Raw genomic sequence first — 25,309 nt, 5'->3', positions numbered from 1 at the left:
CAGGAGGGCGTAGAGCCGACCGCTGAGAACGCCGTAGAGCCAAGATCTGCGATGGGTTGGGGTTAGGCCACGCGCGGATCTGGCTGTGTGGCTCTCAGCGGGTCGCGGTGGTGGGTCGGCGGCGGGTGGTCGGTTGTTCTGCGTGAGAGCGGCTGAACCATCTCCGCATCTCCGCATCTCCGCAAACATGCCTGTGAGCTGGGCAAATGCTTGCGGAGATAGAGCGGGGTGGTGAGGGGTCATCTCCGCAAAGAGCCGGGATCTCCGCAGTTGGTTGCGGAGATGCGGAGATCGATGATCCTCATGGTTCTGATCTCTGCAGAGTGTTTCCCCTGGTGGCGAGGGGTCGGTGCGGCGTTGCGGAGATGCGGAGATGGTTCAGCGGGTTTCACCCCTCGTGCCGTTCGACCCAGAACACGGACCGGTCGCCTCGGTCGTTGCGGCCAGCGCGGACGACGTGTTCGCCGCGCCATCGCCCGGCCTGCCCGGTCAGGAGTCGGCCGAGTTGCAGCGGGTTGGGTAGGCGGCCGTTGTGAGTGGTGATGAACTGCCCATCCCACGGGTCGTTCACATCGCTACCGAGGTGCATCGGCTCACCGTCTTGGCGCAGTTCGGCGGCGGTCATCGCACGGCCGCCGTGGCGGTCGTGCCAGCAGGTGAGGAACGCGCGCCAGCGCGTTTCGTCTTCATCGATCTCACGGATATCGGCCGCGTTGGTCAGGAACCCATCGATGCCGTGATGGGCGAGGAACCCGCCGAGGGCTTGCGCCCACGGCGTGAACTGCCGCATTGACAACCCCGACACCCGAGGTGCTCCCCGCCGCGTCCAGTCGAGCACCAGCACGAGCAGGTGCCACAGGACGGTGAGTTGGTTGGCCGGGTCGGTGATCCACTGGTCAAGGTGGGGAATGCCGAACCCGCGTTGGTCGCGCAGCTCGGGGCGGGGCATGTCCGGGTCGAGGCGCACCCGCACGGTGCGGGAGGCCATGTCCCCGCCTACCTGGAGGTTGTTGCCGGTGGCCATCCAGAGCCGGTCGTTGACGGTGGCGACGTTGCGCGACGCACCGAGCTGCCGGTCGGACCAGACACCGGAGGTGACGAGTTGGGCGAGCACGGCCGAGTCGATGACGGTGCCCTCGGCCAGGTTGTCCCAGATCACCACGCCGACCTGCTCGGCCAGCACCGCCGTGATGGACTTGCGCAGTTCCTCATCGGAGTAGGCCCAGGTCATGACCCGCTGCCCGTAGAGCATCCCCGGCCCCGCCGTGAGGATCGTCTTACCCGATGAGGGCATGGTGGCGTCGATCAGCGCGAACGGAGTTAGGGAGCGGGTGAAGTGCCGCAGGATCGGCGTGGCCAGCAACGCCACATAGTTCGCCCGGTCCGCCGGACTGGACCACGGGAAGTCACGCAGGAACCGATCCAGCAGGAACGTGCGCGCCTCGTCGACCTGCTCCCGGGTCGGTTCGTCCGGCACCGGGGGAAGCGCCACCTTAGACGCCAGGTAGAGGCCGGTCGCCGGGTCGTAGCCCGGTTGCTGCAACAGGGTGCCGTCCCGCCGCAGCACCGGAGCGCCGATGATCCCGCGCAGCGGCGGCACGCCCGGCCACGTCTTCCCGGCCAGCACCGACGACAGAATGTCCCGGGGTGGGGTCACTTCGTCTTCGTAGACCTCGGGATCTCCGGTGTCGCCCTTGCGGGTCTTGAGCCGGTACACGTAGGCGTGCTCGGCCAGCAGCCCGGCCAGCCCGGCAGGGTTGACCATGCTGGCTGACACCGGCAGCGGCGAGTCCTCATCGGCGGCGGTGGCCAGCCCACCGGACACAGCCTCCATGTGCACGAGCGAACCGGCAGACACGTAGGTGTCGGGTAGCAGCCCGTCGACCAGCGCGGCCTTGAGCACGCGGATCGTTTCGGGACCAGAGCCGATCTGCAACCGGGTCGTCATGCCGCCGCCCTTCCCACCCTGGCGAGGGTGCGCGGGTTGTTCGCCCCGGTCCGCAGCCCGGACGCGATCGTGCGAGCGACCTCCCCAGCGGACAGGCCGAGCGACAGCGCGACGGGTTCCAATACGGCGCTTACGTCGGCGGTGGTGAGCGCGCCCCCGGCCACGAGCTGCCCGAGCGCCACGGCTGAGGCGAACAGGGCGTGATTGCGCTGCCCCTCCGGTGCGGCGGTGAGGTGGTCGACCTGCCGGCGGATCGCTGCCGCGAGGTACGCGCCGCGCCGATCGGCCGGCAGCGCCACCAGGGCCGGGCGGTGCGCGGGTCGCGGGGCGGGGGCGAGCAGCCCGGCCATCCACGCGGGCAGCGGCGCCGGGTCGCAGTCCAACGCCACCGCGTACGGGTGACCGGCGACGGTGCTACCGGCGGCGACGACGTACCCGCCGTGGGCGCGGGTGTCGACCTTCCAGCCCAACCCGCCTCGGTCGCCGGTGGTGTTGCGCAGCTCCGGCCCGCCGGCGGGGTGGCGGTAGTAGAGGTGACTGCCGCCGCTGGCCGTGGTCACGGTGTACGTGGCGTCGATACCGCCGTGTCCGGCGGCGAGGGTGGCGAACACGTCCAGGCCGTCACACGCTCCGGCCCACCGTGGCGGCGGGGTGTCCTCGGCGTGCTTCGGCACGTCCAGGTCGACCACGACCAACCCGGACGGGCCGCAGGCAACACCAACGCCATAGGGGCAGGTCGACCACGCCCGGCGGATTCGGTCCGGGTCGGTGGTGGCGCGCTCCTCCCACCCCACGTGACGGCCGGCAGCGCGGCAGCGCGGGTCGATGCGGGGGCAACGCTCGGCGGTGCAACGGTTGGGGAACGCGGGCCGCTTGGCCGCATCCGGGTTGTCGGGTTGGTCGTCGGGACGCAGGGGAAAGACGTGCCAGCCGCGCGCAGCGTGCGAGAGCGCGGCGGTCAACAGGTCAGACATGAGATCTCCCAAAGGTTCGGGGGAATCGGGTCAGGCCGGGCGGCGGGCGGCGCGAGCGGCCGTGAGGTCGATCAGCGCGCCGCCAGGGGCGTCCGGGGTGCCGGTGGGCCGCTGCCGCCCGGCGGTGACGTTCAGGCGTAGATAGAGCCGGTAGCGGCCGGCGTCGGTGCCGGTCAGCGGGTGGCGGGTGCCGTGCTGTGTGAGGTGCCCGGCGTCGACCAGCGCGGCCGTGACGGCGTCCAGCTCGGCCGGCGTGCCGGTAAGCCACACCTCCAACCCGGACAGCCGGGCGTCACGCGGAGACGGCCCGTCGCGGCGCGCGGCGGGCATCAGGCAGCCCGCCTCGGTCGGGGGCGACCCGCGATGGCAGCGCGGGTCACGGTCTCCCGCAGGTCACCGAGCAGCCCGACCAACTGCCGGCGGGCGGCCACCTCGGTCGGGGCGAGCGCGACCCTGACGCGCACCTCGGCGTGCTCGCGGCCGGCGGCGGTACGCACCCTGACGAGGACGGCGCGGGAGCGGCCGGCAACGTCGACCACGATTTCGTCGGAGCGGTGCTCGCCGAGATTGCAGCGGTGGTCTTTGCCGCACCAGTCGGTGTGCCCGTCGCGGCGGGTCATGGGTGGCCGTCGCGGTATTCGGCGCGGATGAAGTCGATGAGGCGTCGGCCGGGTCGGACGCGGATGCCGGTGCCGTCGCAGCGGTGGCAGTCGCGTCGGGTGCCGATCGTGGTGCGGTGGAAGCGGGCACCGTGGCAGCGTCCGCAGCGTCCCCACGGGGACGCGGCACACACCGCCAGGTAGCACGCTGCGTAACCGATGGTGGCGAGGCTAGCGAGCAGGAGGATGGGGGTCATGGAATGCCTCCACAGGCCGAAATGTGGGTGCGTGAGGCTGACGCCGCTAGGAACTAGGGCGCTGGCCAGGATTGGGTTTGGTTGCTAGCGGGGCCGCTAGGTCTAGCGGAGGGTGGTGCTAGACCTAGCGGCCGATCGCTGTCCGCCTTAGGCGGCTTTGTCACCTCGGCGCTTGTTACGCTCCGCAACCGCGTCGGTGATGTCGGCGCGGTCGATGCCGCGCCGGTTCGCGCCCTTGCCGGTGGCCGGGTCGGTGCCCCATACCTGCCCGGTGGTGATGCCGTAGGGCTTGAGCGCGGCGGTGAGCTGATCGCGGGTCAGGTCCCCGTACGCCTCCGGGTTGAGGTCGGCTAGGCGCTCGGTCAGCGTCTCGGCCCACACCTTCGGCTCAGTTGCCGGCAGGACGGTGAGGATGTCGTCGAGCAGGCTGTCTCGCCGCGCCGCCGGGGTGGCCGGGGTCTGCCCGATCGCATGGCCGGTCAGCGTGCCGGCCGCTTCCCGCAGGGCACGCGCCCGCTCGGTGACCTTCTCGGCGGTCGGCCCGTCGATGTAGAACGTGCGCACGATCTGCGCGTCGTCGGCCGCGCCCACCAGGTAGCCAACACCCTTGTCCTTCTTGGCGAACATGGTCGCCCGGATCCCGTTCTTATACGCCGACGTGCCCAGGATCATGTCGTTCTCGATCTGACCCATGACCCGCAGGCAGAACCGCGTCCCTGCGTTCGCCGACACGCCGGTGGGCAGGCTCTTGGCGTCCGGCCGCTGCGTCGCCACGACCAGGATCACGCCCAGGGCGCGGCCGAGCTTGATGATTTTCTCGGCCAACTCGCCGGCTTCCTTGCCGAACGTCGCGTGCGAGAACAGCTCTTGCACCTCATCCAGGGCCACCACCAGCCAGTGCAGACCCAGCTTCTTGCGCCGGGCCAACTCGGGGGTGACCTTGTTGTCCGGGCACACCGCCTTCGGTAGGCCCTTGATGATCGCGGCGCGGCGCTGGCACTCCTTGCGCAGCTCCCGCAACGCCATCAAGCCCTCTTCGGCGGTGTCGTCGTCCTGACCTGACGCGTACCGGGCGGACACCTTTTCGAGGGGGTCGAGTCCGCCGGTGCCCTTGAAGTCGAAGCACCACAGCTCCGCGTACGGGTCCAACGCTGCGGCCAGTAGCGGGACCTGGGTCGCGGCCGTCTTGCCGTAGCCGGGAATCGACCCGATCAGCACGTTGGTGTAGGGCAGCTCGAACGAGATGACCCGCCCGCGCGGGTCGGTGCCGAACGGCACCGGCTTCCCGAGGTCGAACCCGCCCGTTCCCTTGAGCAGCGGCCAGACGGCCGGCTTGGTCGCGGCCATGTCCTGATCGCCCACCCAGAGCAGCAACCGCCCGGGGTGCACTTCCGGCTGCCCTTCCGGCCACACGCACCCGAGCGGGCGGGTGAGGCCGGCGGCGAGCCGGTCGCGGCGCTCGATCACGTCCCCGGCCGTCACGCCGGGCGGCAGGTCGATGTCCGCCCGCCAGCCGGGGCCGTCACGCACGATCGGCGCGGTAAAGCCGATCGCCCGGTGCCCCTGCTTGGCGATGGCCTGACTGATACCGGAGATTCCGAGCACGGCCAGGGCGCGCACCACCACATCGGAGGTCAGCCGCGCCACACGCGGGACGACCACGGCGGTGTCCAACAGCGGCTTGTCGGCCGGTTGCCCGAGCAGCCCGCACAGCGTGACCAGCAGCGCCAGCACCGCCCACCGCGCCCACAACGGGGCGAGCGCCACGGCGACGCCACCGGCCAGCATGACCGCGAGGCTGAACGTGACGACGATGCCGCGCCACCGCACCCGCCGATCGCGCTGCTTGGACAGCTTCAGGTACAGCTCTCCGTCTTTGCTGGTGGAGGTGGCCTGCCGGTGCGGCTCACCTTCCCAGTCGAACAGCCACCGGGTCGCCCCGGCCACCATCCGCCATGCGCCACCGGGGGCGCGCAACGCCAGCTTGCCGGCGTACTTCGGCAGCCGGGTCGCGTGGTAGCCGGTGGTGTGCAGCAGGTGCCCGACCGCCCACCGCATCACGTCGCGCAACTCGGCGCGCGAGCGCAACCACGCCGGCAGGATCGGCCGCCGCTGCCCGGCGCGAACGCCGTCGAGCGTGAACCGCGGGGGCCGCTGCGCGTCCGGCGAGTCAACCAGCACCGGCCCACCGTCGTCGTCAGGGTCGGGGGTGCGGGCGGCGCGCGCCGCGTCGAGGTCGACCACCTCGGCATCTGGGCCGGTGGCCGGGTCAGTCAGGTCACGCTCGGCAGCGTGCCAGTCGAAACGGTCGTCTCCGTTGGGGGACGTCATGATGGTGTTCCTCCATCTGATCCGTGAGGGTCGGGGGTTGAGGGCCGGCGGCGCGGCGCAGGTTGGGAAGCCAGGGGCCGCGCCGCCGGGCGGAACTAGTCGTGCGTGCGCACCAGGTGCGCGAGTGCAGCGCCCATGCCGAGCACCGCGACGGGCAGGCAGGCAACGGCGGTGGTGATCCACCACGGGGCCGAGGTGATCCCGGCCGCCTCCAACAGGTGGTAGGCGACCTGCCCGAGTGCGCCGATGGCGAGGGAACCGAGGGCGGACCACTTGGCGAACCGCCGTGCCCGCTCGGGCACCCGACCGGACAGCCACACGTAGAGCGCGTACGCGCCGTACGTCTCCACCCCGATCGGGAGCGTGATCGCGCTGTTGATGGAGAAGCTGTCCCAGATGCCCGGTAGCGGGTGCACGATGCCGAATCCGGTGAGTCCGCCCAACCCGACCCACCCGGACCAGATCGCGACGAACGCCGGCAGGGCCAGCAGCACCACCGGCCACACCACCGCCGACCGGGCCAGCGCGGGCGGGGCGGGCGTGTCCGGGCGACTGACCGGCGCGACCTGCTCGACCGGCTCGGCCGGCGTGATCTCCGGCGCGGGCGTCGGGTCCGGTACGACCGGCGGCGTGGCCTCGGGTGCGGCCGGCGCGGGTGCCGGGTCCGAGGTAGCCGGGTCGCTGATGTCGGCCGGCGGCGCGGCAGGCTCGGCCTTGAGCAGCGTCAGCAGTTCGCCGGCCTTCGGTGCGCCGATGCGGAACTCCCGCATGAGCCGGTTCCGTGACGGGAACGCTTCCCCGTCCGGCAGGTCCAACGCGCGGGCGGCGGGCAACAGGTCCTCGATCGGTTGGGGGTAGCGGGTGCCGTTGATGGTGGGGGCGGTCATGCTGCGTCCTCCTGGGGGAAGGCGCACGCGAGGCATTCGCCCAGCGAGCGCGGAATGAAGTACGGCCGCACCTGGTGGCAGGTACGGCAGGTCCGGCGGGCCGTGAGCGCCTTGCCGATCGCGGCGCGCTGCGCGGGGGTCGCGGTGCGCTTCGGCGAAGCCAGGTCGACCCGGTACAGGTACGCGGTCCGGGTGCCGCCGACCCCGTGCCAGAGCACCTGAGCGGCGACGGGTTGACCACCGGGGCGTAGGCCGGCGGCGGTCAGTTGACGGCGGGTGGCGTAGCCGGGCGGGGCACCCTGCCACCAGTAGGTGGGGATGCCGTACCGCGTGCCGTCCGGATCGAAGTAGGCGGCGCGGATGCGCGACATCAGGCCGCGCGGCGCGGGTCGGTACGGGTAACGGTCGTCTCGGTGGCGGCGCGGGTGACGCGGGCCTCGGCCCGGCGCAGCCGCCGCCAGTCCAGCCGGGACGGGCCGCCGTGATCCTCGGCGTAGAGCAGCGTGATCTCGGCGTCCAACAGGTCCAGCTCGGCAGCGATCAGCGGCCACTCCGCGTCGATCGCGGCGAGGTCGGCGACGGTCGGTTCGGCGGTGATGAGGGCAAGTCGGTTCCGCACGGAAAACCTCCGGGGAGTCGTTGCAGTGGGGAAGTCATGCAGTACGCGCAACCCGCTTCACTCGCCCCGCTCGCCCGGGACCTACCGGGGTCGACCACCAAGTGGCTCAAGGCAGAGATGCTGCTCAGCAGCGCTACGCGTACTCATTCCTGTCGCTGTGAAGTTGAGAAATAACGACCTGATCCGGCGACCCATGGGCGTTCGGCAACTACGTGCCGTCGTTCCCCGGACCATCCGGCCGGCGTAGCTGATTTCAGCGCTAAAATTAGCGCTGAAGTTGTGCGGTGTCAACGAGGTGGGAGGACTAGGATCAGCGGATCAAGCAGTCAGACAGGGAGGCATCGGGTGGAGGATTGGCAGGCTGTGGCCAGCGCAATCAACGGCCGGATGGCCGATTTGCCGCTGTCGCAACAGGAGTTGGCCGAGCGGTCCAAGGTGTCGGTTGCCACCCTGCGTGAGCTGCAGAAGGCGACCGCGACCCGCAAGCGGTCGGCGCGCACGCTCGCCGCGATCTCGCAGGCTCTCGGCTGGCCGGACGACTATCTTCGTGCCGTGCTGACCGGGGCCACGCCGCCGGACAGTGGCGGGGGAGTAGGGCGGGCGGACAGTTCGTCGCTGGTACTCGCCAGGCTGGACCAGCTGCACGCCGAGGTGCGGCGGCTCGCGGATGCCGTAGAGCGGATGGCGGTCGATGTCGGTCATGGCGATAAGGACACCAGTTCCGAACGCGCATCCGAACGCCGTTCACCAGCCGGGTAACCGCCGTCCGCTAGGCATCGACTAGGCGCGGTTGCGCGTCGGCAGGTGTCTACGCCAGCGAAGGAGGGCCGTTGTGCCTGCTCACGCCAGGGACGCCACCCCGAATCTCGCGCTGTACAACCTCCGCGACGCGGCGGGCGAGACTCAGCAGGACGTGGCGGATGGGTTGAACCGCCTGGGGGTGGCGCGCGGCAAGAGACTGGCCGTAACCGCCAATCAGGTCAGCAGGTGGGAGCGAGGGATCACGTATCCGTCCGCGCTCTACCGGCAGCTCCTTGCCGAGCACTTCGGCGTCTCTGTGCAAGATCTTGGACTAACCAGGCAGCGCGTCACGCCCCAGCAGCGCGACAGTCCCGAGAACGATTCCGGAGGTTTCGCGATCTACCAAGATCCGGTGTCTCACCCGCAGGCCGAGGACAGCCAGGAAGAGTGGCGTGCGGTCCGGCGGAAGCTGAACGTTCACCGTGTGCAGCTCGCACGCGAGGCCGCGCGCCTCTATGACGTGGAGCACCGCCTAGGTGACAGCGGCCTGATTGCGGCGCCGCAGTGGTTGCCGTCGACTCCGATCGAGTTGGCGCAGTTCGGAATCGGGCTCGCCCCGGAGGGAACCGGTCCCCTCGTCACCGGGACCGAGGACGCTGCGGCCGGCGTACGGCCGTTGGCCTCAGACGGGCGGCGGCACCAGCGATACAGCCTCGCCCTGCGGGACGTTGAACAGCCGCGGCTCTTTGAGAACCGGCTCGCGTGGCACCTTGCGGGAGTCGACTGGAGCCAGCCCGACCACGCGCTCACGTTCACCACCGGCACGTACTTCGGCGGTGTCGATGTCTCGGAAGCGCTCGCACACGAAATGGCCATGTACCACGTAGCCGGCGATGGGAGCGGCATCCTGCCGGCATCCTGGCGAAACCTGGGCTTCCGGCGACTCGTGGGCGACCCGTTCACGCCCAGCCGCCGACCGACAGCGCCGTCAACCGACACGCTCACCCTGCGGGTAGACGACGACGGAGCGTCCTTCGTGCTGCACAACCGCGCAGCCGGCAACGTCGCCGTAGCCGGGGGAATGCTGCACATCATGCCGGCGGGAGTGTTCCAGCCATCGAGCGTCCTGCCTGCCGCCCAAGTGGCCGACTTCGACCTGTGGCGCAACATGATGCGGGAGTACAGCGAGGAATTCCTCGGCAGTGCCGAGCACGGCGGCGACGGCGAACCGGCGGACTACAGCGCCGAACCGCTGGCAGCCTTCGACCGCGCGTACACCTCCGGCGGGGTCCGGGTTTTCTGCCTCGGCGTCGCGCTGGACGCACTCACCCTCTGGGGCGAGATTCTGACCGTCGCCGTGTACGACGGTCCCACCTATGACCACCTGTTCGCCGACATGGTCGATTCCAACGATGAGGGAACTGTGGTCAAGACCGGGCGGGTACGGCCAACCTCGGCGCTGCCGTTCACCCGGCACACCATCGACGAACTGACCGCCAGCGGGCGGCTGGCCCCGGCGGCGGCCGGATGCCTCGAACTCGCGTGGGAACACCGCCGCACGATCCTGGGGAGAAGCTGACGTGCACGTACTGGTAACTGGTGGCCTGGGATTTCTCGGCCGCGCCGTCGCCCGCGACCTGCTTGCCGCCGGGCACCGGGTCACGGTCATGAGCCGAGGCCGCGGTGACCGCACCGCACCGTCCGGCGTCGAGCTGGTGACGGGAGACATCCGGGACCGTACGCGGGTCTTCGAGATCGTCCAGGAGGGCGGGTACGACGGAGTCGTACACCTTGCGGCGTTGACAAGCGGGCGGGACTCGTTCGCTGACCCGCTGGGTTACTTCGACGTCAACGCGGTCGGCACCCTGAACCTGCTCATGGCCCTAGACACCGCGCGGACCACCACCGCCCCAGCCTCTCTGGTCTTCGCCTCCACCAACATCGTCTACGGGTCGCAGCACCACGGCGCACTGTCCGAAGACCTCGACCCGCACCCCGAGAGCCCGTACGCAGCGTCCAAGGTCGCGGCTGAGCACATGGTCGCGGCGTATGCGGCGACCGGAGCCATCGGGGCGGTTACCTTCCGGCCCTTCAACATCGCCGGAGCCGTCGACGGCGTCACCGACACCGACCGCGCACGGATCATCCCGAACGTCTTCCGCGCGATTACCGGAGACCTTGACCACGTCACCCTCAACGGCGACGGGGCGGCAGTGCGGGACTTCGTGCACGTGGCCGACGTCGCTACCGCGGTGCGGCTCGCCCTGGCCCTCTGCACACCAGGCACCAGCCAGACCATCAACCTTGGCTCAGGCACCGGAACGAGCATGGCCACCGTGGTAGCCACCGCCGAACAGATCACCGGCCACCCGGTGACCGTCCGCCGTCAGCCACCTAAGCCTGAACCGCCGGTGTTGATCGCCGACGTCAACCGCGCCCACACCGTTCTTGGCTGGACCCCAGGGAGATCCAAGCTGAGCGAGATTCTCGCGGATGCTTGGGAGGCATGGCCGGTTGCCTAGCTCCTGGCTAGCCACGTCACGCGGGCGGTAGAAGCCGGGCTTTTGCGCCCCTGAACCAGCGGGTCCTAGAGCCTGAATGCTGCCTGTTCGGTTCGCAGCATGTCGAACGGGTTCATCCAACTTACGCCCACTGCCTCACAAGCGTCTGGAATCTTGACTCGGTTGCGCGAACCTGTCCCCGCCCTTTCATGCGTTACCACTGTCGCGCTTATGCTATGGGCATGCGCAACCAGGAAGTAATCGGCCGCGCCTAGGAACTCAAAAACGGCCGCCCTCGTATACTGAGGGCAGCTGTTCGCCCATTCGCTGAGCCTAGTAAGCGATGCCGCGCCGATATCACTGGCTGGCAAAGTAAATGACTTCGGCATCCGCTTGATCCAGTCGCATAGCTCGTCTGCGGTGCACACCACTTCATCGTAGACGGCCTCCACCGTGTAGATTTTGGCGCTCAAGTGGGCAGACTTGAGCCAATCCCAAAACCCCGGCACAATGTCGAAAGGGTAGTATCGGTTCTTCGCGTCTATGAAAACGTTCGTATCGATTAGATACATTAGGCAACCCCGAGGCTCTCGCTGAGCTGCTCGAAGGTCGATGTCTTTTTGAAGCCAAGAAGTCGAAATGCGTCGCGATAGAGGGTGCCGCCCTCAAGAGTGTCGGCCACAACTGATCGGGCGAAGCGTCTGCCTACCCGAACAGGAAGGGTTGTATAGAAGTTTCCGCCGGATGACTGCCTCTTCATCAGAGCAAGCACTCGCTCCAGCTCCTCTTCGAAGAGGCGATCAAAGTTGCGTTGTTGCAGGAATCCTGCGTCAAAAATGCGTCGCAGCACGACCAGTGTGCTCACTCGGTATAACCGAGCTAGTCGTTGTAGCTCCGCAGGCAGGTTATGGCTTGCGGCGAATTCCCTTCGCAGGGACGCCAAGGGAAGCAGGAGTTCGGCGGCCACCTCGTTGCACCACCGCTCTGTGCGGTCACCGTTGGCGATATGCGCAAGATCCTGGTTGGAGATCGCAGATCCGCCAAGGCTGATGTGGGCCAGCTCGTGCGCTAGCGTGAAGATCTGAGCAGCCTTGGTGTCTGCCCCGTTAATGAAGATCAGCGGTGCAATGCGGTCGGCAAGTGAGAATCCACGAAACTCTTTTGGATCGAGTTTGCGGTGAGTGTTGGACCCAACGATGCCGCTGGTCATCACCATTATGCCCTGGCGTTCAGCGTGCTCCGATAGCCCACGGAGCGCGTCGGTCCATGTGGGGAATTCGGAGCGAATGTCAAGGCTGAACCCCAGGGAGTCACGCAGGCTGTTTGCTGCTGTCTCCGGGGGTGTTGCGAGATGCATGCTTCCGACTACCGGCGCGGGCCTATAGCCGTGGGACTCGGCGTATTCCCGGTACCATTCCTGCCTCTGTTCGCAGGCGTAGATCGTGTCCAGTAGGTTGGGGGTGGGGTTCCGGTTTCTTTCGTCACGGAAAGTCCGAAAATCAGGTACGGGAAGCGTCTCTTCCGGCGGGCTTGGCAGAAAGAAGAATCCTACGGGAGTGTAGGTCGCCTGCGCGTAGTTCTCTAGCTGCCTCATTGTCGGTTTCACTGAGCCCGCCTCCCATTGCGCAAGCATCGGAAACCGATTTGCCAAGTCCGCGATGGAATATCGTGACCTTTGACGCGCCCAGCGGAGCATCTCAGGCGCGACATTGACCCGCGTAGGCATGCCTGGTTCCTCTCCTGACCGCATTCGAATCGAACCGACAACGTCTTACCCTAGCCGATCGAGCCTTCTACGTTAAGTACCCAAGTGGTCACGTTGCGGAACCCAGAACATCTCAAAAGCTGCACGTCTTCGGTGTCGACGCCTCTGCTTTGCCAGGCGAGAGGCACCACAGGGGCACTGATCGGGGCCGAGCGGCGAGGCACCCATGGGGCGGCACGGCCGCACACGGGAGTCCACCTCCCTCCCGGCCGCCAGCCTGCGGGTAGCGGACCCGTGGTCTCGGTTGTGGTCTCGTTCAGGGCTGTACGTCGTCGTCCGTAGGGGCACAAGGTCGGTGGATGGACGCAGGTCACGTACTGTGTCGGCCCACGCTGTACGGGTGGTCGCAGACCTCGAAAGCGTGTGAGGGTTAACGCCCTCCGAGGGTTCAAATCCCTCCGCCACCGCTCTGAAGTGCGAGAACGCCCGGCCGATCCTCGCGGATCTGCCGGGCGTTCTCGGTAGGTTGGCCCGGTTCAGAGGTCTGACTGGTCGGCGAAGTTGCCGGCGGCGACGTCCCACGAGATGAAGTCCCAGTAGCTGTCCACGATCATCGCCGGCGCGTCCCACTCCTCAATGAGTCGCTGCATCTCGTTCTTGGCGTCTTCCCAGCGGTCCGGGTCGCCACCGACGATCGCTGGCGCGAGATCGGCGACCAGGCGTAGCGAGCGGGCGTAGAGGTCGAGCGACGAGTTCACGAACGTCCGCGACGGGAGGTCGTCGATGATCAGCACGGCACCGGTGCCCGGATCGAGGCAGAATTCGCCGCTCAACCCGGCGGTGGCGTAGCCGAATCGCAGCAGGCCGTCCCGGAAGGTCAGATCCGGGCCGAGGAGAAACAGGTAGTACTCGTCGAGCCGCAGTGATTCCGGCAGGTCGACGCTGGCCAGCCGGTCCCGCAACTCCGGCGACAGCGACTCCCACCAGTCGAGCTCGTGCAGCGATGCCATGGCGGGCAATCTATCGAGCGCCGCCGCTGGCCGGGGGGCACCTCGGTTGAGCGCGTACCCGCGCCGGCTCCCTTGCGGAGGGGACGCGGCTGGCTCATCGGAGGGATCTGGTCGGTTCCGCAGGTGGTGATGCTGAATCGCGTCAGCGACGGGTGGGCGGAAGGAACGACGTGTTCAGATCTGGTTTGCGGGCGACGACACTGACGGCGGTTGCGGTGGCGGGGCTGTTGGCAGCGCCCACCACCGCCCAGGCCCGGCCCGGCACGAGCAACGCTGCCGCGGGGTGGTCGGCTGTCGTCGGGTTGGGACATTTCGTGTACGACGAGCCGAACACCGAGGGGCACCGGATCTGGTTCGGCGTCCACGCCGTATCGGCCTCCGAGGGATCGGCGCACGGTCGGTTTCGGTACCGGCACGAACGGGCGGACGGCACGCTCGTGGCGCAGGGATGGGCCGACGTGACGTGTCTGCGGGTCACCGGAAACGTTGCGGTGTTCACCGCGATCGTCCCGGAGGGGCAGGGTGCTGCGAAGAACCACGGCTTCTATGTGAAGATCATCGATGGCGGGCGGGGGCCGGATCAGATCGTCGACGCCCAGGCGACGAACGGCAGCGAGCCACCGCCCACCGGCTGCATCGATCCCGAGACGGACCTTCCTCCGGGCTCGCAAGTGAGGCCCCGGTATCCGATCCTCGTCGGCGGATATGCCGTACACGCCGTCAAGGTTCCCCCGCTTGAGCGCCGGGAACGGCCTCAGCCGTGATGTGGCGGTGGTGGGCGCACTGGCCGACGTGGTCCGGTTACGCGGCCGCGGAGTCGTTGCGCTGATGTCGTCGCCCGACTGGATACGGCGGCCGGTTGGTCAGCACGGGCCCGCTCCCTCCTCGAAGAGGCGGCGGGCCCAGTCGGCGTACCCGGCGATGGTTTTCTGGACAGTGCGCCCGTCGTGCAGGAAGAGGTACGCGCGGTCGCCGCGGCGGGCGAGCAGCCCGTCGAGGCGGTGTGTCCCCTGTGGAGCGGGCAGTCGGGTGACCAGCGGGTAGCGGGCCCAGACCTGGCCGATGGGCGAGCCGGCGGTGATGCCCTCCGGTGTCCGCATCGGGTCGCCGACCCAGAGCAGCACCAGTTTGTCCTCCACGAAGACCGGGCTGACCGTGTCATGGCCGGCGAGCGTCGGCCCGCAGGCGTCCAGATTGGTGAGCAGGATGCCGCGTCGGGTCAGCTCCTCCTCGGTGTCACCGAACTCGATGTTGCGCAGGCCGTTCAGGTCAATGATCTCCACGTTGCCGGCGGGCCGGCCGTCCGGGATCGCCCCGGTCGGCGGCACTCCACTGCCAGCAATCGTGGCAGCCGTCATCAGCGTGGCAATAAACGCAAATTGTCGCAATTTCATGGAATCCCCCAGTCCCCAACGGAACGCGGGCGTTCAGGTTGCTGCCAGTCCGTGTATTTCTGAGCGGCTGCGGGGCGCGTCGCGATGGTTGGCCCGGACGGCCGAGGCGGTCAGCGGTCTTCCTCCCACTGCTCGACCAGGTCGTCCCAGTAGTCGGCGCTGAGGCGACGCCGTCCGTGCGCCAGCCAGCCGTCGGTGTTCCGTTCCAGGTGCAACCCCAGTTCGGCGAACGGGTCGATCCACTCGCCGGGCTCGACACCGAGCCGGGTCAGCGCCGCGTTTATCGGCCACTGCCCACGCGGCGCGTCCAGCACGTCGTCGAAGTGTGGACCCCACGACAGCGCTCCACCCAGCCACACCGCCGCCGACTGGCAGCCGACGCCACCGCCGAACTCCGCCTCCAGGTACGCCACCGGCCCCGCCTCTGACCAGCGGGTCAATAACTCGGCAAGCGTCGGCGACAGCACCAGACCGAACGGGTGCTCGGCGCTCCGGTCGTCCGTCGCGAAATCCGGCAACGACCCGGTCAGCTCCACCACCAACTGCGGCGTGACCGGCAACAGCCCGAAATCCTGGCGCAGCTCGCCGAGGACCGCGTGATCCAGCTCGGCGGTCTGCTCACGGAGCAGTTCGACGTCCGCGACCACCGCGCTGAGCTGGTAAGTCATCGAACCCTCCGCCGTCCACAGCCTGTGGATAGAACATGTGTACGACGCCAGCGGGGCTGGTCGTCGTCGATTCCCGGACCGTACCCGGCCGGCGGCGGCGGATTCGCTGCCGGGACCCGTTGTACCGTCCTGGTCATGGTCGACCAACTGACAGTCCCCGGTATGCCGTCGCCGCTCGTGCCCTCGCCCGAGGGGCTCTGGCGGGTGGACGAGACTTCCGGGGCGGTGACGGTGTCGGCGCAGCCGCGTACTGACATCTTCATCGACCCCGGCGGCGGCGACGACGCGGCACCCGTCCTCAACGCGGCGACACTGCTCGCCGACCTGCCGCCGGAGGGCGACTTCCAGTTCAGCGCCCGGGTCAGCGTGGCCTTCGCCGCGACCTTCGACGCCGGGGTGCTCCTGCTCTGGCGCGACGAGCGGTGCTGGGGCAAGTTGTGCTTCGAGTTCTCACCCAAGGGTGAGCCCATGATCGTGTCCGTCATCTGCCGAGGCGTCGCCGACGACGCGAACGCCTTCGTGGTGGCCGACCGCACGGTGTGGCTGCGGGTCTCGCGGATCGGTCGGGTCTACGCCTACCACGCCTCGGTCGACGGGCGGACCTGGCAGTTGATCCGCGTGTTCGGCTTCGACGGCGAGACGTCAGGCGATCGGATCGGCTTCGCCGGCCAGTCGCCGACCGGCGACGGATGCAGCGTGACCTTCGAGGAGGTCAGCTTCCGACCGGAACGCCTCGCCGACCTCCGCGACGGCTCCTGACGCAGGCCCGACACCGCCGTCCACAGCCTGTGGATAGAACATGTGTACGACGGGTCGGGGCTCGGTCAGCTTCGCGTGGCGAGCCGGCTCACGAACGCCCGCCAGGCCGTCGGCGCGAAGGTGAGCGCCGGGCCGTTCGGGTCCTTGGAATCCCGTACGCCGACCACGCCGGGCAGGTTGTCGGCGACCTCGACACACGCGCCGCCGTTGCCGCTGCTGCGGCTGCTCTTACGCCACCGGGCGCCGTTCAGCTCCATGACTCCGCCACTTCCCTCATCAGGTCGACCGACTGCCAGTGGGACAGCGCCTCCCCGCGCACGTTCTCCCATGCCGCCATCATGGCCGCGATGTCCTCGGGGTCGCTAGCGACTTGTCCCTGGAGTTGGTTGTCGAGGTAGCCGGCGACCCGGTGGTCGTGGCTGTGCGCGATCACGAACGGCCCGTTCAGCCCGGCGTACGCGCCGACCGCGCTGGGCACGACGTGCACCCGGATGTGCGGCTCGGCGCACGCGGCGACGACGGCCAGCAGTTGCTCGCGCATCGTCGACCCGCCGCCCACCGGGCGACGGATGACCGCCTCGTCGACGACCGCCGTGAACTGCGGCGGGTCGTCGCGCTTGAGCACGCCCTGTCGGCCGAGCCGGACCGTGAGATGCCGCTCGATCTCGCCGCGAGGGATCAGGCCCGCGCCGCTCAGCACCGCCCTGGCGTACGCCTCGGTCTGCAACAACCCCGGCAGGACGGTCGACTCGAACCACCGCAGCGACACCGCCTCCCGCTCGATCTCCTGCCACGGACGAAACCAAATGGGGTCACGACGTCTTGAAGTGTCCGGCCAGATGTCCGACACGTCCTTGCGAAGGGCCTCGGCCGCCGCCAGGCGGTGCCGGGGATGCGGGATGCGCCCCTCGGTCAACCACCGCCCCACGGTCTTCGGGTCGACGCCGACGGTCTCGGCGAGAGATTCGGTGGTGTGCCCGGTGTCGCTGAGCGCCACCCGCAACGCGTCGTTCACGGCCCCTCCATCGAAATGTTTCGAATATCTGAGGACCATATCGCTACGCGGTGTATCTGTCCCGTGACGCAACCGAGAGTGGTTTGGAGAAGACGGCGCGACCGGTGGAGGCGCAGCAGCCCGGCGGTGGGCGTCAGTCAGCGGGTCGCCCCGGCGGGGAGGGCGGGGCGACCCGCTTCCACAGCGAAGGAGCCCGCCCATGCCCCGCCGTCGCCACCGGAACCACCTACCGACCCGACCCACCTGGCGCTGCGCGGCGTGCGGCATCGCCTGGCCGTGCTCGGCGGCGAAGCTACGGCTGCTCGGCGAGTATCGGCACGACCGGCTGGCGTTGACCGTCTACCTGGCGACGCTCCAGGCCGAAGCCGGCGAACAGTTACCCGAGGTGGACCCCGCCCGGCTGAGCGAACGCTTCCTCTCCTGGGCCCGTTGCCGTGGCTGAGCTGACGTTGTCCCCTGGCCCGGTCGTTGCCTTCTGAGGCCGCTTCCGTGGCTGAGCTGACGTCGGCGCCGCTGGGCCCGGTGCCGTGCGCGGGCGACTGTCAGGGTCGCCAGATCGTCACGCCGATGTCCTGTCGCCGCTCGGCGAAGCGGCCGTCCCGTGCTGCCGTCGTCAGGAGCTGGCGCAGATCCGCCGAGAAGGCCGGGAGTCGGTCGCCGAACAGGTGCGGTGCCGAACTGGACAGCGAGAACACCGCCGAGGTGACCTCGTCCACCGAGCGTTCCACCACGATCCCCTGTTCGATGGTGATCCGGGTAGGGCCGGCGTAGCCCGCCCCGCGCATGATCTCGGCCTCGCCAGAGGGGGTGCCCGCCGGGAGCAAGCCCTGCCCGGCCCGGCGGATCGGCCCCAGGTAACTGGCGACCAGCTCGTCGATCTGTGGCCAGGGTGCCCGGGGGTACGGCAACGGGTCGTCTCCCATGACGCCCTGATGTGTGGTGGCGCCGACGTGCACCCAGGCCCCGTCGGGCGTGAGCATGTCGCGGACCTGACGCGCCACGAGCGGGCGGTCCATCCAGTGGAACGCCTGGGCGAATGTGGCCACCCGGAAGGTACCCAGGTCGGCGGGCAGGGCCTCGGCGCGCAGGTGTCGCCACTCGACGTTCGTCACCCCGACGCCGTCAGCTCTGCGCCGCCCCTCCGCGAGCATGTCCTGGTCGGCGTCGACGCCCACCGCCGCCTCGAACAGGGGCGCGAGCAGCAGCGTCAACGATCCGGGTCCGCAGCCCACGTCCAGCAGTCGACCGGTGCCGTCGAGGTTGAGCGCGGTACGGATGGCGTCGGCGAGACCTGGCGGGTAGGGCATCCGTCCGACGCTGTAGTGGCGGGCGCTGCCCGCGTACAGGGTCTCGTCCCACTGCCACGTCGCCTCGGTCACGACGTCGATGAGACCACAGCAGCGTCTCGCCTGGACAGTTGCGACGGGCGGCTCATGTTAATCTCCGTCCGCTCACATGATCACCTTGAGCGACCGAGGGGACACATGACTGCCGAGGTGCCACCCGCGGGCGGGCTGCTGGATCCGGGCGGTGCGATCGGCGTGGCCAGTGGTGAACGCCGGCCGGTCGGCGAGCGCGTTTGCCGATGTGCGGCAGTGGGTCGCGGACCCTTTCTCCGGCGTAGGACGGCAGGGTGGTGTTCGACGGATGAGTACGTACATGCGGACCAGCGGCGACGTTCTTCGGTGGCCGGACAGCCCCGACGCTCGGGCAGCGCTTACGGAATGGTTCGCCGACTCGTCGGTCGGGGCGTACCTGTCGGGTGACTCTCTTGATTTTCGCGGCGCGGACCTCAGCCGGCTCGACCTGGCCGGCGCCTACCTCGCCGGTTCCCAGCTGGCCGGGGTGCGGTTCGAGGCCGCCAACCTCGGCGACGCCAACCTGAGCAATGCCGAGGCGCAGGGCGCGGATTTCTCCGGTGCCGACCTGGCCAAGGCGGACCTGGTCGGCTGCGCGGCGGATGCGGCGCGGTTCGGTTCGGCGCGGTTGTTCGCGGCGCACCTCGACGACGCGGTGCTGGCTGACGCCGATCTCAGTCGCGCGATCCTCAACTCCGCGAAGCTCTACAAGACGGACCTGCGCGGCGCCAACCTTGAGTACGCCAGCCTGCGCTGGTGCACCCTCGGCGGCCCGAGCATGCCGACGGTGCTCAGCGGTGCGCGGATGTTCGGCTGCCAGCTCGACGGCGCGACCGGGGCCGTCGTCGGCCCGGTCTTCGTCAACGAGGCCGCGACCCGGTCCCTCGGCGGTGCCGAACTCGAACGGTGGCTCTCGGCGCAGGGCGCGCAGGGCGTCCAGGTGCTGGGCTGAGGCTGGCGCAGCGACGACTCAACCGACCAGTGCGCCGCGACATTGCCCAGCAGTTCGGCGGCCTCTTCTGGGGTGAAGGCGGCAAATAAGACGAATGGCGAGGGTGGCCTTGATTAGCCCCGCTTGCGTTTTTCTGATATCTCCCTGCACGGCTACCTGTTCAAGGGTCCTCGAGTGGTCCGACTTGTGTACGGTGCTGTTCATGGGCGAACGGTGGCCGGAGGGGCGGACCGGCGGAGCAAGTCAACAACGGGTGCTAAAAAGGTCTCCTTTGTTTGTTGGCGTTCCCTGGGCCGTTCTGCTGTTACTGCTGACCCTTCTCGTTTGGGAGGTGATTCGAGCAAATGTTGGCGACAAGACGAGATCCGAGTGGCCATACCGCCTCACGATCTTGCCACCCGAGACGCTGGCCAGTATCGCCGCTGCTCTGGCCGGTCTACTTCTTGCTCGTGCCCAGTTCGCGAGAACCCACCGCCCGTCGATAGGCTTCTCTGTGGAGGGTGCTGACCAAGAGCAGGAGTTGAAGAGCGACTACTGGGAGGCGTACATGTTCAACGCTGGCCCAGGCGTCGCAACGGTGATCTCGGCTACATATAGGGGCGAGTTCGTTCTCCCGGACGGAACTTTCTCCACTTCCTCTTGGGTTTCGCCCCTTGAGTTACGTAGAGCCCTGGGTGATCTCGGCCTTTCGCATGGGTCTGACTTTGAACTCTTGTGGTTGGCGAAGAACGCGCCTCTTGTGCCAGCTGCCGGACCGCGAGAGGGCAAACGTCTGGTAAGGATGAACCTCAGGACGATACGCCGACTGCGACGCCTTGAATTCTCGCTACGTGTTACCGACATTGTGGGCGATGAACACGTTCGAAGCCTGGAACTAATGCACCATCTGCCGGACGAGATCAAAGAACTGGCAGTCAAGTCGCCGAGCGAGCAATCGGACCAGGCAGGGCTTCCTCAACCGCGCCGCAGTAACGATCGCGCTTCCCTGCCGAACGGCCTTGGTGCCTACGCTCAAGCTCCCTCCGCTCCGGCTGCACCATGGCGGAGGTGGTGGGCTGATCGCCAGGTGGGTTGCGCCTGGCTTCGGTGGTCGGATTGGGCGGCCTCCAGACGCGTACTGAGACGGCAACTGAGACGACGTGGCACCACAGACGAGTGAGGGCCGGTCCCAGATCGGGGCCGACCCTCATGCTTTGCCTGGTGAGGCGAGCGGAGGATACGAGATTCGAACTCGTGAGGGTGTAAACCCAACACGCTTTCCAAGCGTGCGCCCTAGGCCTCTAGGCGAATCCTCCGCGAGCCAGGATACAGGCCCCCGTCGGCCGGGCCACCCCACCACCCCCTGAAGATCGACGGGCGGTCGGGTAGGCTTGGCGGCACCTCCCGTGCGGCGGTATCTCGTGAACCTCCCCAGGGCCGGAAGGCAGCAAGGATAAGCGAGCTCTGCCGGGTGCACGGGAGGCCTTTTTGTCTGTGGGCCGGTTGATCCACTCGACATCCCTGATGTCGGGGCATCCCGGGCACATGGACACCCCGATTTCCAGGAAGCCGAGTCGATCAAGCCCGAGGGCCCAGGCGCCCCGGCGGGGTGGGTGGTCACCCGCGCCCGACCGGCGCAGAATGGCTCGGTCGAGAGGAGGCGGGACGAGTGACGCTGGCGCTCTACCGCAAGTACCGGCCGCGTACCTTCGCTGAGGTCATCGGCCAGGAACACGTGACCGAGCCGCTGTCGCAGGCGCTGCGTAGCGGTCGGCTCAACCACGCCTACCTCTTCTCCGGCCCTCGCGGCTGCGGCAAGACCACAAGCGCCCGGATCATGGCCCGCTCGCTCAACTGTGAGCAGGGCCCCACTCCCGAGCCGTGCGGCAAGTGCGCGTCCTGCCGCTCGCTGGCCGCCGACGGCACCGGCTCGATCGACGTGATCGAGATCGACGCGGCCAGCCACGGTGGTGTCGACGACGCCCGTGAGCTGCGCGAGCGTGCCTTCTTCGCGCCGGCCAACAGCCGCTTCAAGATCTACATCATCGACGAGGCGCACATGGTCTCGACCCAGGGCTTCAACGCCCTGCTCAAGCTGGTCGAGGAGCCCCCGGAGTACGTCAAGTTCATCTTCGCCACCACCGAGCCGGAGAAGGTCCTCGGCACGATCCGGTCGCGGACCCACCACTACCCGTTCCGGCTGTTTCCGCCGAAGGTGGTCCGCCCATACCTGGAGCAGCTCACCCAGGCCGAGGGCGTCGCCGTCGAGCCGGCGGTCTTCCCGCTCGTGGTGCGCGCCGGTGGTGGCAGCATGCGGGACAGCCTCTCCGTGCTCGACCAGCTCATCGCCGGCGCCGGCCCGGAGGGGGTCAGCTACGCCCGGGCCGTCTCGCTGCTCGGGGTCACCGACTCGGCGCTGATCGACGAGATGTGCGACGCGCTGGCCGCCGGTGACGGCGCCGCCGCGTACGCCACAGTCGACAGGGTCGCCGAGGCCGGGCACGACATGCGCCGGTTCGCCTCCGACCTGCTGGAGCGGCTCCGCGACCTCATCGTGATCCAGCAGGTGCCGGACGCCGCCGCGAAGGGTCTGATCGACGGCCCGGCCGACCAGATCGAGCGGATGGCCGCCCAGGCTTCACAACTCGGCTCGGCCACGCTCTCCCGCTGCGCCGACATCGTGCACGACGGCCTGGTGGAGATGCGCGGCACCACAGCGCCCCGCCTGCTGCTGGAGCTGATCTGCGCCCGGATGCTGCTGCCCGGCGTGGACGACTCCACCGGCGGCCTGCTCCAACGCCTCGAACGGATGGAACGTCGGCTCACCCTGGGCGGCACCGACGCGCCGTCGGCCGCCGCCGGCTCCGCTCCGCCCACCCACCAGGGAGTACGCCCACAGCCCGGCACCCCGGTCCCGGCTGCCGCACATCCAGCACCAGTGAACGCCCCGACCTCCGCACCGCCCTGGGCGGTCGAACCGGCCGCGTCCCCGACCCCCGGCGCTGCGGTCCCGGGTGCGCCCGCGTCGGCTGCCGTGGTCCCCGGCGCACCCGCCTCGCCCGGCCCGGTCCCGGGTGCCCCGACCGCCGGTGCACCGGCCTCGCACGGTCCGACGTCCGCTGCACCGGCCTCGTACGGTCCGACGTCCGGCGTACCGGCCGGGCACGGCTCGGCCGCCGACTCGCCGATCCCGGCGTCACCGGGCGCGTCGGCCGGCACCGGGCCGGCACCCGTCTCGCCCGCTGGGCCGGCCCCCCGTCGGGTGGTGCCACCGTCGGCGGTGCTGCCCGACCCGGCCACGCCCCAGCCACCCCGACCGGGCGCGCCGGCCGCCGCGTTGGACGCCGTCGCGGTCCGCCGCGTCTGGCCCGACGTGGTCGGCAAGGTAAACCGGACCAACAAGCGGATCGCCGCCCTGATGCGCGACGCCGTGGTGCGTGAACTCGACGGCGACATGCTGGTGCTGACAGTGAAGTCAACGGTGCTGGCCAAGATGATGGCCGATCATGCGGCGGTGCTCACCGACGCGCTCTACGAGGAGTTGGGCGGGCGCTGGCAGATCCGCTGCGAGGTCGCCGGTGAGCGCGGTGGCGTGTCGTTGTCCGGCCCCCAGCGCGCCCAGTCCGCCGCGCCGGCTCCCGCGACGAATCCCACCGCCGCGCCGAACGCAAACGCCGCTGCCGGCCCGCCGAACGCACCGTCCGCCGCGCCGAACCCGTCGGCCGCTGCCGGCCGGCCGAGCGCACCGTCCGCCGCGCCGAACCCGTCGGCCGCTGCCGGCCGGCCGAGCGCACCGTCCGCCGCGCCGAATCCGAGCAGCGCCGCTGGTTCGGTGACAGCGACGCCCAGCGCGCCGAACCCGAGCAGCGCCGCCGGCCCGGTGACAGCGCCGAACTCGACGAGTGTTGCCGACTCGGGTGCCCGTGGTGGCCTGCCGGGAGGCGTGGGGGCGCGTGCCGAGGGGGGCGGGGCAGGCCCCGGTGCGCCCGGTTCGGGTCGGCAGGGCGGAACGCCGCCCGCCGCGCACGCTTCGTCCCGGCCGGGCGCAGCGCAGCCGGTCGCGTCGGCGAACGACGAGGACGACTGGCCGGAGGCGGCCCGCCCGGGCGGTGGCGCACCCGCCGCCGAGGCGACCGACGACGAGGACTGGCCGGAGGCCGCCCGTCCGGGTGGCGGGTCGGCCGGGAACGCCTCGGGCCCTGATGCCGGACCGGGCGGTCCCGGCTCGGCGTCGATTCCGACCAGCCCGAGCGGCGGCGGCCCGAACGGCGGCGGCAGCCAGGGTGGCGGTGCGAACGGCGGCGGCCCGATCGGCGGTCACGCCAATGGCAGTGGCCAGAACGGTGGTGGACCGGGCGGTTCGGGTCGCCCCGAGCCGGCGGCCGGCGGCGGCAACCCGGGTGGGCGGGGTAACCCGACACCGGCGGCCCGGCAGCCGGCGGCAGCCGGTGGTGCCCCGGTGAGCAGCGCCATCGCCGCGGCTCGCGCGGCGGCGGCGGGGCGCGGTGCGCGTACCGGAGCGGCGGCCCGGCCCGTCGCGGACGCCGAGTGGGCCGGCGAGCCGCCCTACGACCCGGACTTCGACGGCCCGGCGCGGGCCGGTCGGCCGGGTGGCGCGGCGACCCCGGTGTACGAGGGGTTCGACCCGGGCGACGAGCCGCTGGACGAGATCATCGACGAGAAGACGGCGCGGGAGTCCAGCGAGGAGCAGGCGGTACGGCTGCTGCGCGAGACGTTCGGGGCCGAGAAGATCGACGAGGTCGACGCCCGCTAGTTCGCCACTGTCGACCGGGCGTGCGACGCCTGGACGACAGGCCGCTCGGCGAGCAGGACGCCGAGGCAGCAGGCCCAGCTGGGGAAGGGCAACACGGCGACTCGTTCCATGCCGCCCACCCCGATGCCCAGGCCCTGCTGGGCGACGAACAGCACGGTCCCGGCAAGTGCGACGAGCCCGGCGGTGAGGGTGAGCCGTCGCCATCGTCCGAGCGTCGTGGCGGGTGGTGCGAACCCGGCGAGGAGTAGCCCGATGTTGCCCAACACCATGATCAGGAATGCGCCGAGGACGTGCAGGTTCTCGTCGACGTCGGCCGGGTAGACGGCCGCGAGGGCGTAACCGCCGGCGGCCAGCAGCAGGAGGACCTGCGCCGAGCGCACCACGCCACCCTGGCCGAGGAGCCGCCAGGTCAGCACCAGCCCGGCGGCGAGCAGGACGGCGGTCGCCAGAATCGCGGCGTTCATCAGTGGGTGCCAGGGCGAGCAGACGTAGCGGGGTCTGGTGGTGTCCCAGACGCCGCAGTGGGCGTTGCCGAGGTCGCTGATGTTGTGGGTGGCCCAGCTGTAGGTCGGCTCCCGCCACCGCAGCCCGGTGATCAGGCTGGCGACGAGGAAGATGGGCGCCGCCGCGAGCCAGCACAGCGCGCCGATCCGGCCGGTTCGGTTGAGATTCATGCCACGAGCAGACCAGTGCGGCGGGCGTGGGCGCACTACCACCAGGCGGCCGGTTCGGGGTAGTGGTAGCCGTACCGGGCAGGTGTTTCGACGGGGTGGACGGTGTTCCCGGGCGGGGTGTGGTCGGTCCCAGCGGATAGGCTGGGCGGCGGCCGAGCAGACGA

26 protein-coding genes, 1 tRNA gene and 1 other RNA gene are annotated in these 25,309 nt (G+C 69.5%); 9 read left to right on the top strand and 19 right to left on the bottom strand.

All coding sequences use genetic code 11. The annotated features are described in order from the left end of the window. Positions 1-388 precede the first annotated feature (388 nt). The 9 genes from AB0B86_RS19695 to AB0B86_RS19655 form a co-directional block, all read right to left on the bottom strand. Positions 389-1,948 (bottom strand): hypothetical protein, encoded by a 1,560-nt coding sequence (locus AB0B86_RS19695; protein WP_357418958.1) that lies wholly within the window; start codon positions 1,946-1,948, stop codon positions 389-391. Continuing rightward, positions 1,945-2,922, bottom strand: coding sequence for a bifunctional DNA primase/polymerase (locus AB0B86_RS19690; RefSeq protein ID WP_357418956.1), 978 nt, complete (start codon positions 2,920-2,922; stop codon positions 1,945-1,947). Before AB0B86_RS19690 ends, AB0B86_RS19695 begins: the two co-directional genes overlap by 4 nt. 30 nt (positions 2,923-2,952) lie before the next feature. Next, positions 2,953-3,252, bottom strand: a complete 300-nt coding sequence (locus tag AB0B86_RS19685) for a hypothetical protein (protein ID WP_357418954.1) — start codon at positions 3,250-3,252, stop codon at positions 2,953-2,955. After that, positions 3,252-3,542: a hypothetical protein gene (locus AB0B86_RS19680; protein ID WP_357418952.1), complete on the bottom strand. Its 291-nt coding sequence runs from the start codon at positions 3,540-3,542 to the stop codon at positions 3,252-3,254. Before AB0B86_RS19680 ends, AB0B86_RS19685 begins: the two co-directional genes overlap by 1 nt. Beyond that, positions 3,539-3,778, bottom strand: a complete 240-nt coding sequence (locus AB0B86_RS19675) for a hypothetical protein (RefSeq protein WP_357418949.1) — start codon at positions 3,776-3,778, stop codon at positions 3,539-3,541. The genes AB0B86_RS19680 and AB0B86_RS19675 overlap by 4 nt, the downstream gene beginning before the upstream one ends. Before the next feature lie 147 nt (positions 3,779-3,925). Beyond that, positions 3,926-6,109 carry a cell division protein FtsK gene (locus AB0B86_RS19670; protein ID WP_357418945.1) on the bottom strand — a complete coding sequence of 728 codons (2,184 nt, stop codon included), beginning with the start codon at positions 6,107-6,109 and terminating at the stop codon, positions 3,926-3,928. A 95-nt stretch (positions 6,110-6,204) separates the two neighbouring features. After that, positions 6,205-6,996 (bottom strand): ABC transporter permease, encoded by a 792-nt coding sequence (locus AB0B86_RS19665; RefSeq protein WP_357418942.1) that lies wholly within the window; start codon positions 6,994-6,996, stop codon positions 6,205-6,207. Next, positions 6,993-7,367: an RRQRL motif-containing zinc-binding protein gene (locus AB0B86_RS19660; RefSeq protein WP_357418940.1), complete on the bottom strand. Its 375-nt coding sequence runs from the start codon at positions 7,365-7,367 to the stop codon at positions 6,993-6,995. The genes AB0B86_RS19665 and AB0B86_RS19660 overlap by 4 nt, the downstream gene beginning before the upstream one ends. Continuing rightward, complete coding sequence (locus AB0B86_RS19655; protein ID WP_357418937.1) at positions 7,367-7,615, bottom strand: DUF6284 family protein; 249 nt, start codon at positions 7,613-7,615, stop codon at positions 7,367-7,369. Before AB0B86_RS19655 ends, AB0B86_RS19660 begins: the two co-directional genes overlap by 1 nt. A gap of 345 nt (positions 7,616-7,960) precedes the next feature. On the opposite strand from AB0B86_RS19655, the gene AB0B86_RS19650 reads away from it, so the two are divergent. The 3 genes from AB0B86_RS19650 to AB0B86_RS19640 all read left to right on the top strand — a co-directional run bounded on the left by AB0B86_RS19650 (position 7,961) and on the right by AB0B86_RS19640 (position 10,878). Then, on the top strand, positions 7,961-8,374 hold the full coding sequence (locus AB0B86_RS19650) for a helix-turn-helix transcriptional regulator (protein ID WP_203174341.1): 414 nt from the start codon (positions 7,961-7,963) through the stop codon (positions 8,372-8,374). A 73-nt stretch (positions 8,375-8,447) separates the two neighbouring features. Further along, a complete protein-coding gene (locus AB0B86_RS19645) occupies positions 8,448-9,935 on the top strand; it encodes a helix-turn-helix transcriptional regulator (protein WP_357418932.1) in 1,488 nt (495 codons plus the stop codon). A gap of 1 nt (position 9,936) precedes the next feature. After that, positions 9,937-10,878, top strand: a complete 942-nt coding sequence (locus AB0B86_RS19640) for an NAD-dependent epimerase/dehydratase family protein (RefSeq protein WP_357418929.1) — start codon at positions 9,937-9,939, stop codon at positions 10,876-10,878. A 65-nt stretch (positions 10,879-10,943) separates the two neighbouring features. Here the strand turns inward: AB0B86_RS19640 and AB0B86_RS19635 are convergent, their stop codons facing one another. The 3 genes from AB0B86_RS19635 to AB0B86_RS19625 all read right to left on the bottom strand — a co-directional run bounded on the left by AB0B86_RS19635 (position 10,944) and on the right by AB0B86_RS19625 (position 13,572). Further along, entirely contained in the window at positions 10,944-11,429 is a 486-nt protein-coding gene (locus AB0B86_RS19635; RefSeq protein WP_357418926.1) for a DUF4411 family protein, read from the bottom strand. Next, positions 11,429-12,583, bottom strand: a complete 1,155-nt coding sequence (locus tag AB0B86_RS19630) for an XRE family transcriptional regulator (protein WP_357418923.1) — start codon at positions 12,581-12,583, stop codon at positions 11,429-11,431. Before AB0B86_RS19630 ends, AB0B86_RS19635 begins: the two co-directional genes overlap by 1 nt. Before the next feature lie 515 nt (positions 12,584-13,098). Then, the gene (locus tag AB0B86_RS19625; protein ID WP_357403797.1) at positions 13,099-13,572 is read right to left on the bottom strand and encodes an SUKH-4 family immunity protein; all 474 of its coding nucleotides are present in this window, start codon (positions 13,570-13,572) and stop codon (positions 13,099-13,101) included. Positions 13,573-13,886: 314 nt separating this feature from the next. Between AB0B86_RS19625 and AB0B86_RS19620 the strand changes: the two genes are divergently transcribed. Next, the gene (locus AB0B86_RS19620; RefSeq protein WP_357418919.1) at positions 13,887-14,336 is read left to right on the top strand and encodes a hypothetical protein; all 450 of its coding nucleotides are present in this window, start codon (positions 13,887-13,889) and stop codon (positions 14,334-14,336) included. A 99-nt stretch (positions 14,337-14,435) separates the two neighbouring features. Here AB0B86_RS19620 and AB0B86_RS19615 read toward each other — a convergent pair whose 3' ends face one another. Then, complete coding sequence (locus AB0B86_RS19615; protein ID WP_357403801.1) at positions 14,436-14,930, bottom strand: hypothetical protein; 495 nt, start codon at positions 14,928-14,930, stop codon at positions 14,436-14,438. Positions 14,931-15,076: 146 nt separating this feature from the next. Further along, positions 15,077-15,634: a hypothetical protein gene (locus AB0B86_RS19610; protein ID WP_357418917.1), complete on the bottom strand. Its 558-nt coding sequence runs from the start codon at positions 15,632-15,634 to the stop codon at positions 15,077-15,079. A 135-nt stretch (positions 15,635-15,769) separates the two neighbouring features. Between AB0B86_RS19610 and AB0B86_RS19605 the strand changes: the two genes are divergently transcribed. Next, positions 15,770-16,393, top strand: a complete 624-nt coding sequence (locus tag AB0B86_RS19605) for a DUF1349 domain-containing protein (protein WP_357418913.1) — start codon at positions 15,770-15,772, stop codon at positions 16,391-16,393. 65 nt (positions 16,394-16,458) lie between these two features. Here the strand turns inward: AB0B86_RS19605 and AB0B86_RS19600 are convergent, their stop codons facing one another. After that, positions 16,459-16,650, bottom strand: a complete 192-nt coding sequence (locus AB0B86_RS19600) for a DUF397 domain-containing protein (RefSeq protein WP_357418910.1) — start codon at positions 16,648-16,650, stop codon at positions 16,459-16,461. Next, positions 16,641-17,408: a helix-turn-helix transcriptional regulator gene (locus tag AB0B86_RS19595; protein WP_357418907.1), complete on the bottom strand. Its 768-nt coding sequence runs from the start codon at positions 17,406-17,408 to the stop codon at positions 16,641-16,643. The genes AB0B86_RS19600 and AB0B86_RS19595 overlap by 10 nt, the downstream gene beginning before the upstream one ends. Positions 17,409-17,607: 199 nt before the next feature. Here AB0B86_RS19595 and AB0B86_RS19590 point away from each other — a divergent pair, with 199 nt between their 5' ends. Continuing rightward, complete coding sequence (locus AB0B86_RS19590; protein WP_357403811.1) at positions 17,608-17,850, top strand: flavin reductase; 243 nt, start codon at positions 17,608-17,610, stop codon at positions 17,848-17,850. 100 nt (positions 17,851-17,950) lie between these two features. Here AB0B86_RS19590 and AB0B86_RS19585 read toward each other — a convergent pair whose 3' ends face one another. Continuing rightward, the gene (locus AB0B86_RS19585; protein ID WP_357403814.1) at positions 17,951-18,787 is read right to left on the bottom strand and encodes a class I SAM-dependent methyltransferase; all 837 of its coding nucleotides are present in this window, start codon (positions 18,785-18,787) and stop codon (positions 17,951-17,953) included. 268 nt (positions 18,788-19,055) lie between these two features. Between AB0B86_RS19585 and AB0B86_RS19580 the strand changes: the two genes are divergently transcribed. Continuing rightward, entirely contained in the window at positions 19,056-19,718 is a 663-nt protein-coding gene (locus tag AB0B86_RS19580) for a pentapeptide repeat-containing protein (protein ID WP_357418904.1), read from the top strand. Positions 19,719-20,928: 1,210 nt separating this feature from the next. Here AB0B86_RS19580 and AB0B86_RS19575 read toward each other — a convergent pair. Further along, positions 20,929-21,013, bottom strand: a tRNA-Ser gene (locus tag AB0B86_RS19575). 82 nt (positions 21,014-21,095) lie between these two features. Between AB0B86_RS19575 and ffs the strand changes: the two genes are divergently transcribed. Continuing rightward, an RNA gene (gene ffs / locus AB0B86_RS19570) (signal recognition particle sRNA small type) lies at positions 21,096-21,185 on the top strand. 181 nt (positions 21,186-21,366) lie between these two features. Continuing rightward, positions 21,367-24,471, top strand: a complete 3,105-nt coding sequence (locus AB0B86_RS19565) for a DNA polymerase III subunit gamma and tau (protein ID WP_357403818.1) — start codon at positions 21,367-21,369, stop codon at positions 24,469-24,471. On the opposite strand, the gene AB0B86_RS19560 is transcribed toward AB0B86_RS19565, so the two are convergent. Beyond that, positions 24,468-25,145: a DUF998 domain-containing protein gene (locus AB0B86_RS19560; RefSeq protein ID WP_357403820.1), complete on the bottom strand. Its 678-nt coding sequence runs from the start codon at positions 25,143-25,145 to the stop codon at positions 24,468-24,470. The genes AB0B86_RS19565 and AB0B86_RS19560 overlap by 4 nt on opposite strands. Positions 25,146-25,309: the final 164 nt, after the last annotated feature.

This window comes from Micromonospora sp. NPDC049047 (assembly GCF_040649135.1).
GTDB lineage: Bacteria > Actinomycetota > Actinomycetes > Mycobacteriales > Micromonosporaceae > Micromonospora.
This window is presented reverse-complemented; position numbering and strand designations above follow the sequence as displayed.